The following is a 17,743-nucleotide window of genomic DNA, read 5'->3' as shown; positions in this document are numbered from 1 at the left end:
ACCGGCGAGGTGCGCGCCCGAACCGGGTCAGCTGACGGTGAGGACCTTCGAGGGGGTCTGGGTGCCCTGATGGTCGGCGTCGGCCAGCCAGACGACTCGGTAGGTGAAGATGCCCCTGGTGGCCGGCTTGATGGCGAAGGCGAACTTGCCGTTCGTCGCCAGCTTGCCGGTGGTCACTGCCACCCAGGTGGTTCCCGACCTGCGCTGGAGGTAGGCGGTCATCCCGGCGTGCGGCGGGTTGAGGTAGCCGTACAGCACCGAGCTCGCGCCGAGCCTGATCGCGGCCGGAGTCAGGTAGCCGGACATCGCCGGACGCACCTCAACCAGTACTGCGGTACTCCGCGACCCCAGCAGGTCGGGCGAGCCGTTGTAGCCCCACATGTAGTAGGTGGAAACCGGGGGCTTCTGCAGCGAGGTGGCGTCGCCGGTCGCCGACGAGGTGACAGTGGTGACAGTCGTCCACTTGGTCGCGTTCTTCGCCTTCGAGTACAGCGTCATCGGTACGCCGGGCACCGCTGCCCCGGTGTCGGCCCGAGTCGCTCTGCTGCTGAGGGTGACTCCGCCGGTGTACATGATCGACGAGGCACTCGCGGCGATGGTGGACTTGGTGCCGGCCAGGTACGTGTCCGATCCGGGACCGATCTTGCCGGTGGTGTCCTTGATCCAGGCGCGGAACGTGTAGCTGGTCCCATTGAGCAGGCCCGCGGCGGTCGCAGTACTGGCTGTGCCGGCGTAGACCGCGGTGCCGCTGGTCGGGAGCGGCGGCGGGGTCGCGCCGGTGTTGCGGCGAACGATGACCTGGGCCAGCTTGGTGCCGGTCGGCACGGTCCAACGCAGTGCGGCGGCCGTGTTCGAGCCGTTGGCGTCGAAGCCGGTGACCGGGACCGGCGGTGCGGTGAGGTTCAGCGCGTTGCTGTCGATGCTCATCGTCACGCCACCGTAGGTCTCCTTCACGTTGGCGTACTGGTGCACCCGCTGGTGGTTCGGCCAGTAGGTGCTCGGGATGAACCGGCTGGTGCCGACCGGGGTGGAGCCCCAGTGAGCGAACCAGATGTTGTCGGGCCGCGTGTAGGCCGTGCTGGTGTAGGCGCTGGAAAGGTCGACACCGCCCGAGCCGGCACCGACGTACGTGCCGCCGACGTAGCCGCGCGCGTTGAGTTCCTGCGTCCAGCCACTCAGGTAGGACAGGACGGCCGCCTTGCAGGAGGCGGTCGACGCGTAGTTCTCGATGTCGCTGTAGATCGCGCTGCGCGGCGCGAAGCCGAGCGCCTGGGCGGAGGCGACCGCGTTGACCGCGGCGGCCTTGCCCTGGGCCAGAGCGGTGGCGGGGACAGCCGACATCTTGCTGCTGAGCGTGCTGCAGGGAGCCTGCAGGCCGACATCGATCAGCAGGAACTGCCAGCCCTTGGCGGCGTTCGCGGCGACCCACTCCGGGGTCAGGTTCGGCTGGTCACAGGCGCGGAGGCCGCCGCTGATGTAGATACCGACGGCCCGATAGATCGACGACGGGTACTTCCACGCGTCCATGGCGGATTGGCTCGGCGCCGTGCAGGTGTCGAAGCCAGGAGCGCCGATGCTGCCGGTGGCAACGATCGTGGGCGTCGCGACGGCCTGAGCCTGACGGGGTTCCTGGAGGGCCTGGGCCTTCGACTTGACCTTGCCGCTCTTCATGATCTTGGCGGCGACCTGCTCCGCGCCTGGAGCGTAGTACGCGGTCGCCAGGACGCCGGCGTCCTTCACAGCCACCTGCAACTCGCCGTCACCCGACTTGGCCGCCCTGGTCAGCGGCTCGAGGATGACACCCTCGCTGCGTCCGACCAGGTGCGCCGGGCAGTCCGCGTTCGCAGTACTGCGTCCCAGATACACCGCCGGCTTGTCGAACCGCACACAAGCCTTCGGGTCCTTCGCCAGATCCACGACCTCCCAGCTCGCCGGGACGGTCACCTCGTATCCGCGATAGGAAACGGTCTGCTCATCCGCTCCCTGCGCCGCCACTCCAGCGGCCACTCCTCCCACCAACGCCACGACCGACGCCACCACAACAGGCCTGACAAGCCTCACCAAAACTCCTCACAACGACGGACGGCTGCTCCAGAACATGACCGCCCGCCCCATGTCCCCAGCCCCAGACCTCATCCAAGGCGAGCCCCACGAAGCTGTCGAATAGCTCCGGCGACTCGCCTTGATGCACGGATGCTATCGGCGCCTGTCCCGGCGGCACCCGCCGGATCATTGCAACTTCCTGCAGAGCCGGTGATCAGCGGCTCACCGTGTCCGAAGGGTTACCAAATCCGGCGAGAACTGGTGTCCTGATTCCCAGGGGCTTTGGGGGGAACGACATGAGTCTTTGGGACGACACGCCTGCGTCGTTGAAGAACGGTGGCGGGCTCGACGCGCTCGAGCCGGTGCTCGACAGCGTCGACACGCCGACCCAGGAAGAACGCGTCGAGGACGACGGGTTCAGCTGGCGGGTGTGGAAGACGACGGTGGGTGGGGACCTGCCGCTCAGTCTCGATCCGGCGACCGGTTCGTTCAGCCGGAGCCCGGCCGCCGTGAACAGCACCGGGACGCCGATCTCGTTCCCCGATCCACGGGTCGGGGTCGAGTTCTCCTTGCGGCTGGACGCGCCAGGCGGTGATCCGGACGGGACGGTCCGGCTGGTCGTCGACACGCCCCGGGCGATCGCGCGGCTGCCGTTCCTGCGGGGTGCGCTGCTCGATGCCCAAGGTCAACTGCGGGCCGACCCGGCCAACCCTGATGTCCGGTTTCACCTCCCCGCGCTGCGGGTCCGGCTGTTGCGCCCGGCCGGCCAAGGGCTCGAGGTCAAGCTGCTCAGCAGCACGGTCGGCGGGGCGCCGCCGCAGGACCAGATCTTCGACTTCATCCGGATGGAGCCGCCGCACGCCTTGATCGGCCCGGGCGAGGTGGTCGGTTTCGCCTTCCGGAGCGCGACGCTCGACCTGACCGGTGAGGCCGGCCCGGCCGGAGTACCGGCCAATGCGCGGACGCAGCCGACCGATTGGCAGGGGTTGTATCTGCCCGAGGTCAGGTTGTTCGTCGCGCCGACCGGTCTCGAAGGTCTCGCGGTGAGCGCCGGGGTGCGGGATCTGTGGATCGGGCTCGGCCGGCACGCGGGGGTGACCGGCCTGTTCGAGGCGGAGGTGGTGAATCGCGGCCAGTCGCCGACCGTGCGGCTGGCGTTCCAGGGCCCCGCGGGTGAGTGGTATCCGGTGCAGGACAGCGACCCGGTCCTCAATCCGGTCGAACTCCCCGACAGCGCGACGCTGTACATCGGCGCCGGCGGCGGACTGGCGCCGTACACGTATCGCGTCACCGTGAACGGCGCGGACCCGACCACGCTGGATCGACGGACGATCCTGCTGCCCGGCACCGGCACGATGGCGCTGGAGATCAAGGTCACCGACGCCGGGCTGCACGAGTTGATCAGGAACCTCACCGTCCGGAAGTCGACAGCCGCGGTCACTCCGACGCCGACGGCCGGTGGCGAGGTGGTCCCGAGGACCACGACCAGTACAGGGCACCGCCTGGTCGTCACCGCGCAGACGGCCACACACGCCACGGTCGAGCTGAGCCCCGACGGCGGCGGCGACATCGTCTGGACCTGGCCGGGCGGCACCGCCAACGGTTCCTCGGCCGAGATCCCGGTCGCGGCCGGCGCGACCGTGACCGTCACGGCCACCAGGACGGTCACGCCCGCGGCCGTCGAGCCGTTCAGCGCCTACACGCTGTTCGAGCGGCCGACCGCCGCCGAGTTCCCGCCCGGTCAGAGCACCGACTGGTCGATGAATCCGGCGAGCCTCGCCGACTCCCCCGCCTCCTCCCGGAACGGCTTCGGCAGCGCGCAGCCGTTCCTCGGCGCGGACTCGATCGCCCGGCTCGCGCAACTCCCCAAGGCGACTCCGTTGACGGTCGAGGGGTTCGCGTCGTACGAGGGCTTCGACGACGCCGGTCATGTCTCCTTCAACCTGGCCTTGAGCGAGCGACGACGGGACGCGTTGATCCACCTACTCGAAGACCATTCCGCGCTCGGCTTCACCAACGTCAGCGCCGGCACGGCGCACGGTCAGGCCGCCGCGGCGCTCGGCGGCCCCGGCCTGCCGGCGCCGGGTTCTTCGGCCTGGCGGCGGGCGACCGCGACGCCGGCGCTCGCGACGCCCAGCACGGAGACCGTCACGGCCGAACTCAAGCGCGAGGAGGTCGAGACGAAAGAGGTCGACCCCGAGCCGCAGCGCCAACTCACGCCCGACTGCTTCCGCAAGCTCGGGGTGCGGGTCGAGCTCATCCGCGGCACGTTCGTGCGCGCCGAGATCTACGGCGAGTTCGACGTCCGGACCGCGGCCGAGGCCCGCCTCGACGAGCACACCGACGAGGAACTCCCGGCCCGGACCAATCCGAGCGACGGCATCTGCACCTTCCTGGTCCGGCTGAAGGTCGCCGAGGACCGCTCGTCGTGGGAGACCAGTGCTGAGTTCCGCGCGATCGAAGGCGATCTCGACGGCCTCGCCAAGGTCGAGCGATCGGCCGCCGGGTCCAACACCGCGCTCAACATTCTCGGTGCCGTCGCGGCCCTGTCCCCGCTTCTCGCCGCGGCCACCCCGCCCAGTCCGGCAGCGGGCGAACTCGTACCGCTCGTCGTGCTCGGCAGTGCCGCGGTCGGCCTCGGAGCCGGCGGCCAGATCCAGACCCAGTACGTCGTACTGCGCGGCGGCCAACTGGTGGTCACCGACGGACTGGTGGATCCGGCGACCGGGAGCGGGCCGAACACCACCCAGGTGAGCGTGTTGCTCGACCTGGAGACCGCCTTCTCGTTCGACCTCGGCTTCATCAAGGTGGATCCGCAGAAGCCGATCGTGACGCGGTACCAGGCGGTCGGCATTCGCAGTACGTGGGCGACCGAGGACGACGGTGACGGGCCGGTCGAGTATGTACCGCTGCCCGTCTTCGACCCGAGGCGCGGCTACACCCTCGACGTACCGGCCGGGTCCTTGATGGCCGCGCCGCCGCTGGACTCGCTGCTGCGGGTGCTCGGCGTCCGCGTGAGCCGGCTGAACCCGACGTACCTCGAGGTCGAGGTCGGGCTCGGTGTCGACCTAGGCATCGTCACCGTCGACACCGTCCGGGTGCGCCTGCGGCTGGACGCGTTCGAGGCGCCGCAACTGACCAAGCTCGGCGCCACGCTCGACATCCCCGGCGCGATCCACGGCACCGGCTACCTGGAGATCACCGACCTCGGTTTCAAGGGCGCGTTCGATCTCACCTTCCCGTCTGTCGGCCTCCGCGCCAGCGCCACGCTCGCGCTGGAGAGCCGCGCGGGGACGACCGGAGTACTGGTCGGTGCCGAGGTCGAGTTCCCCGTGCCGCTGCCGTTGGGCAACTCGGGCCTGGGCATCTTCGGCTTCCTCGGCGGGGTTGGGGTCAACTACCGCCGGCTGGAGCAGTCCGGAGTACAGGCGCCGGCGTTGAAGTGGCTGGAGAGTCAGCTAACGCCCGCGCGCGGGTTCAACGTGATGCATCCGGCCGGGTGGGAGCTCAACCCCGGCAGCTTCGCGATCGCGGCGGGCATGATGCTCGGCACGGCCGAGGGCGGCTTCCTGCTGCACCTCAAGGGCATCGTGCTGGTCGAGGTTCCCGGTCCGCGGCTGATGCTGATGATGAAGGCCGACGTACTCAAGCTGCCGCCGGTGCTGAAGGCGCAGAGCAGCGCGACGTTCCTGGCCGTGCTCGACCTGGACTTCGGCCGCGGCACGATCACCATCGGCGTGGTCGCGGAGTACACGATCCTGAAGCTGCTGAAGATCCGCGTGCCGGTGACGGCCTTCTTCCACCTGTCGCAGGCGCAGAACTGGTTCATCGACCTCGGCACCTACACCGACCCGGTGACGGTCTCCGTGCTCGACGTCTTCCGGGGCACCGGCTACCTGATGATCCACGGCGACGGGACCACGCTGGCCAACCCGAAGCTGCCGATCGCCACCGACGGCCTGGCCATCGCCGTCGGTTTCCACCTGCAGTGCGTGCTGATGGGCAGCAAGGCGGTCGGCCTGTACTTCGAGGTCGCGGCCGGGTTCGACGCGCTCATCTCGTTCGAGCCGTTCGGTCTCGGCGGGATGATCTACGCCCGCGGCGAGCTGCGGCTGTGGATCGTCGGCATCTCGGCCCGGGCCGAACTCACCGTGCTGATCGGCAAGATCGGAACCACCGACACGACCAGCATCACCGGCCGGGTCTGCGGCAAGGTCGAGTTCTTCTTCTTCTCGGTCGAAGGCTGCGTGAAGCTCCAGATCGGCGGCGGCACGCCGGATCCGCCGGTGCCGCCGGAACTCGTGGCCGGCGTCAAGCTGGTCAGCCGCTCCCCTGCCCTGGTCGAGGGCAGTGCGACCGACCGGGCCGTCGACGGCGCGTTGGGCGACGCCGCGGCCAGCGCCGGCGACGAGGTCCCGACCGTGCCGCTGGACGCTGTGCCCGTCGTGTTGTTCAAGACCCCACCGACGGTCATGCCCGGCAACGTGATCCTGGGTGGCGAGGCCCGCGGCGTCTCCGGCGTCGGCACTGACCCCTGGGTACGCCGCGGCGACAACTGGTGGCGCTTCCAGTTGACCAGCGTCGAGTTGCTCGGCGATCTGCAGCCTGATCCGCCGGCAGGCAAGACTCCTGCGACTTGGTGGGCTCGCAGTGCGCCCGGGCAGTCGCAACTCGGCCCAGCCCTCGCACTGCTGAGCTGGCTGCCGACCCCGGCGCCACGCGCTGTCCCGTACGGCGAGAGCCTCACCACGACGGTCAAGGAACGCTGGGGCCACATCTGCAGCACGCCCGCACGACCGGCTCCGGTGATGTGGACGTTCGACAAGAAGCCAGCCGGTCCGAGTCCGACGGGTTGGCAACTGGCCGGGATTCCCTGGCCTGACGAGCCCGGCGACTTCCGCAGTACTCCGGTCGACGCGAAGCTCGGTGTCACCGAGACCTGGCGCACCGGGAACGTCCTGGCCGACCTGCTGCAGGGCACGGACCCCGCTGTCGTGGTGGGGGACGCCGTACCGTGCCCGACCGGTCGGATCGAGGAGGTCGATTCCATCCAGGTCTGGCAGGACGGGAACCCGCTCACCTTCGGCAACACGGCACTGCCGACCAGCGGTGAAGCCCTGCAAGAGGTCGTCGACCTGCTGGCCACCGGTACGTCGCTGGCCGACCTCGGCGCTCACTGGGTCGACACTGCGTGGGACAAGGACCTGGCCGGCAAACCCCTTCAGTGCCAGGGCCGGATCCTGCGCTCACCGTCGGGCGACGAGCCGGACCCAGCGCCGTACGGGAGCGAGGAAGAACGTGAACTGGTCAGGCAGGTCTGGGAGGAGACGGGCTTCAAGCCGTCGGAGTTCGGCAACTCCCTGCTGCTGCGGGTCGACGGCGGCCTCGAGGCGCTCGAACTGCTGCTGCTGGTCTCCGAGCGGATGCTCAACGAGGGCCTGATCATCACCTGCCGCGACGGCGACGGCTCGATCGTCGCCGAGCAACCGGTGACACCGGACAGCATGGTCACCTCGTCCAACCCGCTGCCGGGCGAGTGGACCGACTCCACGGGCCCGTGGGCGAACCCCCTCGAACGCGCTGGACGGATCGCCGCCCGCGTGGCCGCCGAGGAGCGGGATCTGTTGCTGTGCCGGGTTGTCGTCGACGTCCCCGGCAGCGTGGCCGAGGTCGAACTTGGCGCCGACCGCCGAGAGCGGTTCCTCTCCGGTACGCCGTACTGGGTGGTGGCCGCCGCCGGTGTCACGATCGCCGAGCGCCGGCGCTTCGACTACGACACCCAGGTCATCACGACTGAGCGCGACCTGCTCGAATCCACCCTCTCGCAGGACCCGACCGACGTCGCCCTGCTGGTCCCGTCGGTGAACTACACGGTCCGGGTCAAGTACCGCGCGCAGTTCGTGCCGGGCGAGACCAAGCCGCCGCCGAGCGAACCCGAGAACTGGGAGGCGGAGGTGACCCGGGACTTCCGGTTCGCCGCGGACGGGCCGAGCGAGGTACCGGCCGATCTCGGGCCTTGGCTGCTCGCGACGGCTCCGGCGATGAACGAGACCGGCATCTTCTGCGCCGAGCCGATCCGGATCGCGCTCGCCACCCAGAACGTGACCGCGCTCTTCGACGCCTACGGCGAGGAGTTGCGGGTCAGCGTCCAGGCCTCGTCCGGCTTCCATCCCGAGCCGCCGGGTGGCGGGCCTCCTGGAGCATCGCTGACGTTGCCCTACGACCTCACTGGCGTCGGGGGTCCTCTGACGCCAGAGCTGGGTGCAGTGATGACCCCATGGCAGCAGGCCGTGACCGAGCTGCTCGATGAGCTGCCCTGCACCAATGGAAGCGGCAGCAGCACCCATGGCACGATCCTGACGCTTCCCTATGTGCTGCAACCGCTCACGGACTACTTGGTCGATATCGAGGCCGTGCCGAAGGGAGCTCCGGCCAACGCACACGGACGACGGGTGCACCGCGTCGGCTTCACCACCTCCCGCTTCGACACCGTCAACGACCTCGCTGAGCTGGTCCGACTCGCACCTCGCCAGCACCGGCATGTGTCGACGCCGGCCGCACTGTCGACGCTGCCGCTGGCCCCGGCGGGCGACGTACTGGATGCGGCTTATCAGGGCGCAGGACTCGCTATCCCGCAGGTGCCGCGCTATCCGGGGGTCCAGGTGCTGTGGTCCGGTGAGGCCGTGCCGCAGCCGGTCGCGGTCGTGGTGGAGTGCAGCGAGGCCATGTGGCGTTCGCGGCCGATGCCAACCGTTGTGGCCGGTCCACCTGACCCATCGGCAGGTCCCAGCCACCAGTGGTGGGCTGCTGTCGAGGGCGACTGGCTGTCACTCAAGCCGAGCGCAGCACCCCCTGCGGCGGGCGATCCACCAAGAGCCGGCATCACCAAGCTGGTGAAGGGCACGGGCGGTACGCGAGCCGTCCTGCTGCTCGCCCCCGGATCCCGCGGTTCCGAGCTGCGGCTCGATCTCGTAGTCGCCGGTGACGCTCTCGCCGGTACTCCGACGCAGCGGGCCGAAGCGCTGCGCATCGCCCTGCACCGGGCGCCCTGGGAGGTGGAGGACTGATGGCTCGTCGCATCGCCTGGCCGTACTGGTTCCGGGCCGAATCCGCCAAGATCCCCTGGCCGGTCATCGCCGAGCAGCATCTCCAGCTCGTGCGACAGCACCACGTCGTGATCGACGACCGGCTGCTGGAGCACTTGAAGTCCCTGCGGGAAAGGCGGCCGACCGAGATCAATCTGCGGTGGAGCTGCGCCAGGGAGCTCGGCGTACCGGCTGAGCCGTTCGTGGTCTGGCGGCGGCCGCGCCGGGACCGGCCGGAAGGCGTCGACGTCGAGCAGCAGCCGGTGAAGGGCGGCCTGGGGTTGTTCTGGGGCGGCCGGACCGCGGCGTACGTCGAGGTCGAGTGCAATCCGATCAACCCGGCTCGTCCTGTTGGACTCCTCGTCACCCGCGGAGCGCTCGCCCTGCCGTTCACCGTCGGAGCGGACGCGATCAGCAGTGTCGGGGGTGCGCGGGTGCGGTTGGTGGTGCGCTGCCCTGGTGGTACTCGCGCGCTGCTGGTGAACGGGCACAGCCCCGACGTACGGATCGAGCTTCTTCAGCAAGTGCTGGATGACGATGACGCGTGGAAGCCCTTTGAGCGGGTTGGATTGCCAGTGGACTCGCCCTGGCCCGGTACGTCGTACGACACCGGCCCGCAGGGCTTGTTCGATGACCCGGTGGATCCAGTCGAGGCTGCACTCCGGCGGCTCAAGCGTGGCGGTCCGCCGGTCGGCTGGTACCCGGTCACAGCCACCAGCCGTACTGCGCCCGCCTGGTCTCCCCCTGACTACGACATGTTGCTCAAGGAGATCCGCAACGAGACCCTGCCACGGATCGAACGCATCTACCGTCCGGCGACTCCGCCCTACGAGCAGCAGCACGTGCTCGACTCCGGGCCCGTCGACGGCCCGACCGGCTCGTCTCTGGCGGCTACGGCGGAGTTGCCGTTGCTCTCGCTGCTGACACTGCCTGCCAGCGCGGATCCGTTCCTTGCGTTGGCACTCGGCTTCGGCACGAGCTACCTGGAGGAACCACGCTTCGACCTGCCCGCCGTCGGTGGTGACGACCTGATGGTCACTGCCGAGTACTCGGACACCCCGAGCCGCACAGGACCCGCCACCTTGGCGGCCTACGTCCCCTCTGCCCCGCAACACGCCAACACCCGTACGCCGGTCGACGTCTCCGCCGTTCGCGACGGGCTGGTGGCGCCCGAGGCTCCGGACAGGCCGTGGCGCGAGACGGTCCGGATCTCCTGGTTCCGGCCCGAGGCGACCGCCGCACTCGGCCAAGGCACCGGCGGCTCGCTGGCGCGATTCGAGTCCCCGGCAGACACCACTGCCGAGTGCCTGCTGCCACTGCGCCCCGCGGGTGACTTCCGCCCGCTGCTACCGGTTCCGGATGGGCCTGAGGACGAGCCGGAGTTCCGCCGGACGAGCATCGTCGACGCGATCGCCGAGATCCCGATCGGAAGTGGTGGCCGGAGCCCGGGGTATCCGGTCGCAGTACAGGATGTGTTCGGGGTCTGGTCGAAGTGGGAGGACGCCCTCTACGCCGGCAACGAGCCCGCGCCGCCACGACCACGGATCATCGCGATGGCGTTGAGCTCCCAGTTCGCCGGCTCGACCTTGTGCCCGGCGACGCTCGAGGTGGAGCTGGCGGTCAACTGGGAGGAGCGGACGCCGGTCGCGGTCGACCTGCGCGTGGTGCTGTTCCCGATGGCGTCGTCAACCAGCGCGCCACCGGCCGGGGTCACGCCGTTCGGTGCCGCGCCCGCCGGGTGCTTCCGGCGGGATGTGTCGCTGACCTTCGTCGGCCAGGAGTTGCAGGGCGGCGCCGGAGTACAGGTGGAGCACTTGGACTCGGCCGGGGAGAACGCAGTACCGGCTGGTCCGGCGCAGGGCGAGGAAGGACGCCGGTACCGGCTGCGGGTCGCAATACCGGTTCTGGATTTCGGGGCGACCGCGCGCTGGGGCGTTGCCCTGTGGACGCGAACCCAGTTGCTGATCGGAATCACCTCCGACCTGAGTCCGGCCGCCGCGAGCCCGGCCCTGACCAGTACTGCGACGCCGGTGCCGGTCGCGCCCATCCCACCGCCCTTGCCACCCGGCGTGCCGATGGGCAGCGCCCCGGATGCTCAGGGCTGTTCACACGCGCGGGTGCATTGGTCCGTGCCCGCCGGAGCACAGCTTCAAGCAGACAAGGGAATCATCGTCTGGGAGGTCGCCGAGACGGCTCTGCGCCAGTCGGTCGGCCTACCGCCGCGAGCCGCCGAGGGCACGCTCCCCGGCGTACGGCTGCAGCAGTTGTGGGATTCGTACGACGCTCTCCCGGCTGACCGCCGTCGGGCATTCTTCCGTCGGTTGATGGTCCTTCCGGGTTCGGCGCGCGAAAGCGACGTGACTCTGCCCAAGGGTTCGACCGACATCCACCTGTTCACCGTCACGACGCTGTCCACCTCGGGGGTCGAGTCGGCCTGGCCGGGCGGGGTGCCGGCCCACGAGCACTTGCAGGCGGTCGCGGCGCCACGGTTGCGTCGTCCGGCGGCTCCGGTCGTCAGCTCGGTGATCGGTGTGGCGGGGAGTGTGGCGTTGTCGCTGACGGCTGCGAGCCGGGTGCCGGTGCGGGAGTTCCGGTTGTTCCGCGCGCGGTCTGAGGTGGCGGCGAGATCTTTCGAGTCGATGGGACCGGCCTTCGCGGTGGTGCCCGCGGTTCCGCCCGGTGCCGGACAGCCGCCTGATCCGGTCACCGGTGAGCTGATGTACACGGCCGGCTGGACCGGCGCGTTTGGGCCTTCGTGGGATGACTGGTTCGTGCGGGCGGTCGCAGTACCGGTTGACGCGGTACCGGTGGAGGCGGTTCGTGGTCTGCCGTCGACGGCTTGTGAGCCGGTGGTTCTGACGGTGCTGCCCGGATCGGCGCCCGACCTCGCGCCGCTGGTGGCGACGCCGATCGGTACGGGCGAACTGATCCTGGTGACGACCTCCACCTCGGCCCCCGCGCGAGAGGTTGCGCTAGGCAACCACCGGGTGTCGGTCGAGATCTCCGGCGCGGCCGGAGTGGCCGGCGTCGATCCGCTGCCGCTGCAACTGGTGCCCGAGGGTTCAGTGGCCGGCGCTCCACCGGCCAACGCGGACCCGGGGGCGGCGCTCGTCCGCGGAGTACGGACGGGCGGGCGCTCTCCACTGGCGGTCTGGCTGACTCGGCCCGACAGCGGCCAGCCGGTCGCTGTGACGATGCGGCTGGTCGACCCCCTCGGCCGCGTCACCGAGCAACAGGTGTCGGTGCCGGCGTTCGTCGCCGACCCGCCTACGCTCGACCTGCTCGACATCATCAAGATCATCGGTCGAGGGGTGGTGATCCGGCTCCGCTCGGACGCCGACATCGAGGCACAGCCGCCCTTCGTCCTCGCGGTCCAGGCTCAGCAGACCCGGCGCCCGTTCCCGATCGGCCCGCTGCCGCCTCCCGTCCGCGCGCGGTTCGAACTGGACGACATCCCGACCCGCTCGGGCCCGTTCCCGAGCGCCGACCTGATCCAGGCCCTCCGCGCCACGCAGGACCCGCCGCACGAGTACCAACTGCTCATCCGGCTGGCGCCGCCGATGATCGTCACCCTGACGATGCGCTCCCCCACCGGCGCCCAGACCCAGGTGGTCGCCGAAGTCAGCGCTTGAGCACGAGTCCACTCTCACCGCGGCGGATGGCGCCTGGCGCGTTCGACCGCGTAGACGGCTGCCTCGGTGCGGCGTTCCATGTCGAGCTCCCCCGCCGCCAATCGCCGGACCGCGCCGACCGGCCGGCCACCTCAAGCTCGAGCCGCGCGCCGGGGCGCACCGTCACGCAGGGTTCTCCGCCGACTGCGCGGCGTGCGCCGAGAGCACGATCCGCTCCGGCGCGACGACGTGATGAGGAACGACCGCGACCGGGCAGGACAGTCCGCTGACCGCCTGGCGAGCCACCGGATCACCGATCGGCAGTGCCCCGGCCGGAGCGCCGACGATGACCAGGCCGGCCTGAGCCCCTTCCTGGACCAGCGCCTCGACGACAGGTCTGGAGGTGAGGAACCGGGTCAGCTTGACCCGCGGATACTTCTCGGCCCAGCCCGCCAGCGTCTCCTGCACGCTCAGCCCGACGCCATCGCGGTGATCGCGGGGCGTGTGCTGGGCGTGCACCACGGTCAGCTCGCCGCGTCGCTCTCCCGCGGCCTGGAAGGCGAACTCCGCGGCCTCGAGCGACAGCTCGGTACCGTCGATGCCGACAGCGACTTTCTGGTCCAGCTCCGACGGCCGCCAACTGGTCGGCACGACCACCACCGGGCAGCCCGTCCTGGCCGTCAGGAAGATGTTGCCGTGCGCCGTGACGAGGCGTTGCGGACGGCGGACCGGCGTGCGCCCGACCACCAGTTGCCGCGCGTTCCTGGCCACCCGGGCCAGCACCTGCAGCCGTGATCCCTCGACGGCGACGGCCCCCAGCCGCAGATCGGTCCCGGCCAGCTGGCGGACCCAGGCGGTCGCAGTACGGAGGGCGTCGCGGGGTGACTGCCGATCGGAGGTCAGCAGCTCGTACGGCTGGTACGGCGCGGCGAGGACGAGTTCGGCGCCGGACCGCATCGCCTCACGGCAGGCGTAGTCCACGATCCGGCGCCCGTCGACCTGGCCGTCGACCTCGACGACGACAGGTCCGGTCCTGGTCCAGCTCTCCATCCCGCCCTCCCAACGTTCTTCAGCCTCCCGCGCGCGCCCGGTCCGGCGGCAGAGCCGGGCGGCTCTGATCGATGGGACTTTCGTCCCTTCCCCCCCCGCCCTGGCCGATCACGCAGAGCGACCGGAGCTGTTCCCAACCGGCGCGTGCTTACGTACGGTGGGCTCATGGGCGGGCGGTCGGACGACGCGAGACGAGGCTGGGACGAGGGGGCGCTCGAATTCGCCGGGCTGTCGCGGGTCCGGCTGGACTCGCTGCTGCAGGAACTGCTCGGCCGGGTGGACGAGATCATGGAGTCCGAAGAGCGGCTCCGGGCGCTGCTCGACGCCGTCGTCGGGATCGGCGCGGACCTGGACCTGACCAGCATCCTGGACCGGCTCGCCAAGGCCGCCTGCGACCTGGTCGGCGCCCGGTACGGCGCGCTCGGGGTGATCAGCGCGGACGGCAACCGGATGGTCCGGTTCGTCACCCACGGCCTGACCGACGACGAGATCGCCGCGATCGGTCCGCTGCCGCAGGGGCACGGACTGATCGGCCTGCTGATCGACCAGCCGGAGCCGCTGCGCCTGAAGGACCTGGCCGACCACCCGCTGTCCTACGGTTTCCCGCCGAACCACCCGCCGATGCGCAGCTTCCTCGGCGTACCGATCCGCACCCGCGAGCACGCCTTCGGCAACCTCTACCTGACCGAGAAGGCCGACGGCGCGGAGTTCACCGAGGACGACGAACGCGCCGTCACCGCGCTGGCCGCGGCGGCCGGGGTGGTGATCGACAACGCCCGCCTGTACGCCGACTCCGAGCGTCGCCGCCGCTGGCACGAGGTGACCACCGAGATCACCCAGATGATGCTCGGCGACTTCGATCCCCAGGACGTCCTGCAGCTGATCGCGACCCGCGCCCGCGAGGTGTCCGGCTCGGTGGTCGGCGCGGTCCTGGTGGTGGAGGGCGACGAGTTGGTGATCACCGCGATGGACGCACCGCCCGGGTTCGAGGACCAGCTCGGCCGGCGGATCCCGCGGGACCGCCCGATCCTGGGTGAGGTCCTGCACGGCGACGAGCAGGTCGTGATCGAGGATCTCGCGCTGCTCGCCGAGTCCCTCGGCCGGCTGTCCGCGGTGCCGGGGCTCGCGAATCTCGGGCGGACCATCCTGGCTCCGCTTCCGGCCGGAGCGAACAGTACGGGTGGCATCCTGATGGTCGCGGCGCGCCGCGGCGAGCCGCTCAGCGTGACGCCCGGCACCGATCTCGTCCGGATGTTCGCCGACCAGGCGACGCTCGCGCTGGACCGGGCCCAGGCGCAGCGGCAGAAGTCGATGCTCGCCGTCCTGGAGGATCGCGACCGGATCGCCCGCGATCTGCACGACCTGGTGATCCAGCGGCTGTTCGCGACCGGCCTGCAGCTGCAAGGGATGCGCCGGATGGTCCGGCCCGACGTCCAGGACCGGATCGGCCGTGCCGTCGAGGACATCGACGGGACCATCCGGGATCTGCGGGCCGCGATCTTCGAGCTGCATCACCAGCCGGGCGCCACCTCGCTGCGCGGCGACGTCCGCGGCCTGGTCGACGAGTACGCCGCCGCGCTCGGCTTCCGTCCGCAGCTGGTGCTGACCGGGCCGCTCGACAGCGCAGTACCGGCTGTCGTGCGGCCGCAGATCCTCGCGGCCGTCCGCGAGTCGCTGTCGAACGTGGTCCGGCACGCCCAGGCGACGATGGTGAAGGTCGAAGTCGAGGTGACCGGCGAGGCGGTCACGGCCCGGGTCACCGACAACGGCGTCGGGATCGGTCCCGGCGACCGCGAGAGCGGTCTGCGCAACCTCCGCGAGCGAGCGGCCTCACTTGGTGGTGCCGTGCGGCTGGAGTCCACTCAGCCGCACGGCACCGTGCTGGAGTTGTGCGCGCCCTTCAACACACCCTCCAGCTGACCAACCGCCCCGCCCCCTGGTCGGGCCTCTGTCGGCTACCACCATCCTCATCGGCGGTGCCCCCCGCCTTCCAGGGCAGGAAGTCCCGAAACGGGAGAGCCTTATGGACCCAGTTCGGCGGGACGCACCGATCCGTCCGGCGGTCAGCGCAACTGGCCGTTGACCGGGAGCTTCCTGGTGTCGATGAGTTGCTGCGCCACGTCGCGGAGCTTGGTGTTGCTGTCCTGGGAGTAGCGCTTGAGCACCTCGAAGGCCCGGTCGTCGCTCAGGCCGTAGCGCTCCATCAGGATGCCCATCGCCTGCCCGATCAGCTTCCGCGCGTCCACCGCCTGGGCCAGGCTCGCCTCGTGCTGCGCGGACGCCACCGCGACCGAGGCGTGCCGGGCCAGGATGTGCGCGACCGCCTCGTCGTCGCCGGTCAGCGCGTCCGGTGTCTCGCAGTACAGACTCAGTACGCCGCTGGCCCGGTTCCCCACCATCAGCGGCAGGTGCAGGACGGTCCGGATGCCCGACGCACAGACCAGGGCGGCCCAGTGCGGCCAGCGCCCGTCGGTCCTGACGTCGGCGATCCGGATCAGTTCCTCGCGCTGCAGGGCGGCGATCATCGGTCCGTCGTCGGCCGCGATCTGCACGGCGTGGATCCGCTCGATCAGCGGGTCGGTGACCGCGCCGATCTCGGGCCGCCGGCCGCGGACGGCCAGCACGATGCCGGCCTGGCAGCAGGCCAGCGCCCGGACGGCGAACTGCACGACGGTGTCGACCGTCTCCTCGACTCCCTCGGAGTCGTGCAGTTCGGTCGCGAGCCGCGCGAACGTGTCCGCGGTCGGCAACTCTTCGTGGTTGTACACAGCAGGCTCCAGGCGTGGTCGAGCACCATGGGAACCCGCTTCTCTGGAATCGCCCACGAGGCCATGATGACCGTTCCGGGCCCACCCCGAACCTGGTGTTCGATAACTATTTCGACCGTCCCGTCAGACCGCCGGTACTTCGACCGCGACCGGCCTGGCGGCGGCGTCGGCGACCGGCCTGATCGACGCGATCGTCGGGCTGTGGCCGGCCCCGGTCAGCCGCTGACCAGACAGCTGGTCACACCGCCGACCGGGACCGCCACAGCACGGCGGTACGGGTTTCGTCAGGCCGCGGCGGGAAGCGGGGAGAGCTTCTCGCGCAGGTCGTCGAGGATCTTGCGCAGGATCCGCGACACCTGCATCTGGCTGACGCCGATCTCCTTGCCGATGTCGGACTGGGTCCAGCCCTCGACGAACCGCAACTGCAGGATCCGGCGCTCCCGCGGACCGAGGTCCACCAGCACCGGCTCCAGCATGTCGACGGCCTCCAGCTGATCGACCGACCGATCCTTCTCAGCCGGTACTACGTCCGCCAGGGTGAGGTCGGCGTCCAGGTCGGACGGGCGATCCAGCGACAGCACGTTGAAACAGCCCCGTGCCGCCATCGCCTGCTCGACCTCCTCCAGCTCCACGCCCAGGTGCTCCGCGATCTCCGCCCGGGTGGGCTCGCGGTTCAGTTCCTGCACCAGGTCGGGAAGCTTGGCCGCGATCGTGCCCTGCAACTCCTGTAGCCGGCGCGGGATCCGCACCGTCCAGGCGCAGTCGCGGAAGTAGCGCTTCACCTCGCCCCGGATGGTGGGGATGGCGTACCCGATGAAAGGTGTGTCCGCGTCCAGCCGGTAGTAGTGAGCGGCTTTCATCAGGCCCAGACAGGCGACCTGCTCCAGGTCCTCGATCTCGGCTCCGCGGCTCCGGAACCGGCGGGCGATCCCCCGCGCGATCTCGATGTTGAGTTCGACGACCTCCTCGAGCAGCGCCCGCCGCTCGCTCTCGTCGGAAGTTCGTGCCCTGCGCAAGAGCAGCTCCTTGGTAGCTGCTTCTCGGGCGGCCCGCTCCTCGGCAGTCGAACACTGCGTCGGAATTTCGGTGGTACTGACAGAAGAAAGCATTTTCTTGACCTCGCGACGTCATGTCACGGCGTGGCACATCTCCGGACCACGGTCAATTGCCTGGTCAGTCCGTACCC

Annotated in this window: 7 protein-coding genes; 3 read left to right on the top strand and 4 right to left on the bottom strand. The window is 70.1% G+C overall.

Annotation, left to right across the window (positions count from 1 at the left end):
- Positions 1–27: 27 nt before the first annotated feature.
- Entirely contained in the window at positions 28–2,061 is a 2,034-nt protein-coding gene (locus tag ABD255_RS11600) for a DUF1906 domain-containing protein (RefSeq protein ID WP_344212812.1), read from the bottom strand.
- 278 nt (positions 2,062–2,339) lie between these two features.
- Here ABD255_RS11600 and ABD255_RS11595 point away from each other — a divergent pair, with 278 nt between their 5' ends.
- Together ABD255_RS11595 and ABD255_RS11590 are read left to right on the top strand one after the other, a co-directional pair.
- Entirely contained in the window at positions 2,340–9,110 is a 6,771-nt protein-coding gene (locus ABD255_RS11595) for a DUF6603 domain-containing protein (RefSeq protein ID WP_344212810.1), read from the top strand.
- Positions 9,110–12,760 carry a hypothetical protein gene (locus tag ABD255_RS11590; RefSeq protein ID WP_344212808.1) on the top strand — a complete coding sequence of 1,217 codons (3,651 nt, stop codon included), beginning with the start codon at positions 9,110–9,112 and terminating at the stop codon, positions 12,758–12,760. The genes ABD255_RS11595 and ABD255_RS11590 overlap by 1 nt, the downstream gene beginning before the upstream one ends.
- A gap of 162 nt (positions 12,761–12,922) precedes the next feature.
- On the opposite strand, the gene ABD255_RS11585 is transcribed toward ABD255_RS11590, so the two are convergent.
- Positions 12,923–13,789 (bottom strand): universal stress protein, encoded by an 867-nt coding sequence (locus ABD255_RS11585; RefSeq protein ID WP_344212806.1) that lies wholly within the window; start codon positions 13,787–13,789, stop codon positions 12,923–12,925.
- Between the two features lie 165 nt (positions 13,790–13,954).
- Between ABD255_RS11585 and ABD255_RS11580 the strand changes: the two genes are divergently transcribed.
- The gene (locus ABD255_RS11580) at positions 13,955–15,709 is read left to right on the top strand and encodes a sensor histidine kinase (protein WP_344212804.1); all 1,755 of its coding nucleotides are present in this window, start codon (positions 13,955–13,957) and stop codon (positions 15,707–15,709) included.
- Between the two features lie 143 nt (positions 15,710–15,852).
- Here ABD255_RS11580 and ABD255_RS11575 read toward each other — a convergent pair whose 3' ends face one another.
- Positions 15,853–16,557: a GAF and ANTAR domain-containing protein gene (locus ABD255_RS11575; RefSeq protein ID WP_344212802.1), complete on the bottom strand. Its 705-nt coding sequence runs from the start codon at positions 16,555–16,557 to the stop codon at positions 15,853–15,855.
- Positions 16,558–16,841: 284 nt separating this feature from the next.
- The gene (locus ABD255_RS11570; protein ID WP_344212800.1) at positions 16,842–17,573 is read right to left on the bottom strand and encodes a SigB/SigF/SigG family RNA polymerase sigma factor; all 732 of its coding nucleotides are present in this window, start codon (positions 17,571–17,573) and stop codon (positions 16,842–16,844) included.
- Positions 17,574–17,743: the final 170 nt, after the last annotated feature.

Origin of the sequence: Kribbella sancticallisti (assembly GCF_039530625.1) — a bacterium.
Taxonomy (GTDB): Bacteria; Actinomycetota; Actinomycetes; order Propionibacteriales; family Kribbellaceae; genus Kribbella; species Kribbella sancticallisti.
This window is presented reverse-complemented; position numbering and strand designations above follow the sequence as displayed.

Excerpts from the sequence above, each read along its gene's own strand:
- ABD255_RS11595 (WP_344212810.1), top strand. The coding sequence starts at position 2,340 with ATGAGTCTTTGGGACGACACGCCTGCGTCGTTGAAGAACGGTGGCGGG.
- ABD255_RS11580 (WP_344212804.1), top strand. The coding sequence starts at position 13,955 with ATGGGCGGGCGGTCGGACGACGCGAGACGAGGCTGGGACGAGGGGGCG.
- ABD255_RS11585 (WP_344212806.1), bottom strand. The coding sequence starts at position 13,789 with ATGGAGAGCTGGACCAGGACCGGACCTGTCGTCGTCGAGGTCGACGGC.
- ABD255_RS11590 (WP_344212808.1), top strand. The coding sequence starts at position 9,110 with ATGGCTCGTCGCATCGCCTGGCCGTACTGGTTCCGGGCCGAATCCGCC.